At 76.8% G+C, this 2,093-nt stretch carries 1 protein-coding gene; it reads left to right on the top strand.

Features of this window, described 5'->3' with window-relative positions:
* Positions 1-1,914 (top strand): DUF5682 family protein (locus AOK18_RS29205; RefSeq protein ID WP_055696262.1); only part of this gene is annotated, 1,914 nt, incomplete at its 5' end.
* Positions 1,915-2,093: the final 179 nt, after the last annotated feature.

The following is a 2,093-nucleotide window of genomic DNA, read 5'->3' as shown; positions in this document are numbered from 1 at the left end:
GGCGGGAGGGGCGACGCGCTCGCGCCGTTCACCGCCCTGGAGGAGGCCATGACGGCGCTGCGGGAGGAACACGGGAGCGGAGGGCGGGACCCGGACCCGGGCCCCGCCCCGGGTTCTTCCGCGGCGCCGGACCGGGACCTCGTGCGCGAGGCGTACATGCGGCTCCGGATCCGGGAGGCGCAGCGCGACGTCGGGGACGGCGTGGCCGTCGTCTGCGGTGCCTGGCACGTGCCCGCGTTGCGGCGGAGGTCCACCGTCGTCGCCGACCGGACCCTGCTGAGGGGGCTGCCGAAGGTCAAGGCGGACATGACCTGGGTGCCGTGGACGAACCGCAGGCTGTCCCGCTTCAGCGGATACGGCGCGGGCATCGACTCGCCCGGCTGGTACGGGCATCTGTTCGGCGCGGTGGACCGGCCCGTCGAGCGGTGGATGACCAGAGTGGCGGGACTGCTGCGGGCCGAGGACCGGACCGTGTCCCCCGCCCACGTCATCGAGGCGGTGCGGCTGGCGGACGCGCTCGCCGCGATGCGCGGCAGGCCCCTGCCCGGACTGGGCGAGACGACCGACGCGGTACGGGCGGTGATGTGCGAGGGCTCCGACGTGCCGCTGGCGCTGGTGCACGACCGGCTGGTCGTCGGTGACGTGCTCGGGGAGGTCCCGGCGGCGGCGCCCGCGGTGCCCCTCCAGCGGGACCTCGCGCGGACCCAGCGCAGGCTGCGGCTGAAGCCCGAGGCCGCGGAGCGCGAACTGGAACTCGACCTGCGCAAGGAGACCGACGGGGAGCGCAGCAGACTGCTGCACCGGCTGCGGCTGCTCGCCGTGGACTGGGGGCGGCCGACGGCCTCGTACGGGAGCACGGGGACCTTCCGGGAGACCTGGCGGCTGCACTGGGAACCGGAACTGTCCGTGCGGGTCGCCGAGGCCGGGATATGGGGCACGACCGTACGCGCCGCCGCGACCGCCAAGGCCGAGGCGGACGCCGTCGCCGCGCAGGGCCTGGCCGACGTCACCGGGCTCGCCGAGCGCTGCCTCCTGGCCGCACTGCCCGACGCCCTGCCGACGGTGATGCGGATCCTCGCCGACCGCGCGGCCCTCGACTCGGACGTCGGCCGTCTCGCCCAGGCCCTGCCGGCCCTGGTCCGCTCGCTGCGCTACGGCGATGTGCGCGGCACCGGCACCGAGGCGCTCGCGGAGGTCGCCGCCGGGCTGGCGGAACGCGTGCTGGTCGGCCTGCCCCCGGCGTGCGCCGGACTGGGCGCGGACGCGGCCGAGGAGATGCGGGACCATCTCGACGCGGTGCACGGGGCGGTCGCCCTTCTCGGCGACGCGCCCGCCCCGGGCCACGGGGGCCTGCGCGCCCGCTGGGCGGCGGTGCTGCGCACGCTGGCGACGCGGGACACCGTGCCCGGGGTGATACGGGGGCGGTCCGTTCGCCTGCTGCTGGACGACGGGGCGCTGGCACGGGACGAGGCGGCCCGGCAGATGGGGCTGGTGCTGTCGTCGCCGGGCACGGCACCGGCGGACGCGGCGGCGTGGATCGAGGGCTTCGTCGGCGGCGGTTCGGGCGGCCTGCTCCTCGTCCACGACGAGCGGCTCCTCGGACTGGTCGACACATGGCTGACGGGCGTGCCGGCGGAGGCGTTCACGGACGTGCTGCCCCTGCTGCGGCGGACGTTCTCGGCGTACGAGTCCGGGGTCCGGCGCACGCTGGGCGAGCTGGTCCGGCGCGGACCGGGGACACCGGACGGCGCGACGACCACCGGACCCGGGGCGCCCGGGTTCGGTCCCGGCCTCGACCCCGGTCGCGCGGACGCGGTCCTGCCCGTGGTGCGGCTGCTGCTCGGCCTGGACGAGGACGCCCGGAGCGGTGGAGGCGGGGGCGCGTGCGCCGGCCCGGTCGGGACAGCGCGGTGACCGGCGTACGGCAGCGGGACGCACGACCGCGGGCCCCGCACACACGGGAGGCACACGCACGGGAGGCACGAGCACGGGGCGCACGAGCACAGGACGAAGACCCCGGCACGAAGGACGATGGCACAGAGGGGGACACATGGCGGCTCCGGTGACGAGCGTGGAGCAGGAGCAGGAGCAGG

It is taken from the genome of Streptomyces prasinopilosus (genome assembly GCF_001419695.1).
Classification (GTDB): Bacteria; Actinomycetota; Actinomycetes; order Streptomycetales; family Streptomycetaceae; genus Streptomyces; species Streptomyces prasinopilosus.
The sequence above is the reverse complement of the archived record's forward strand: the minus strand, read 5'-3'. Positions and strand labels throughout refer to the sequence as shown.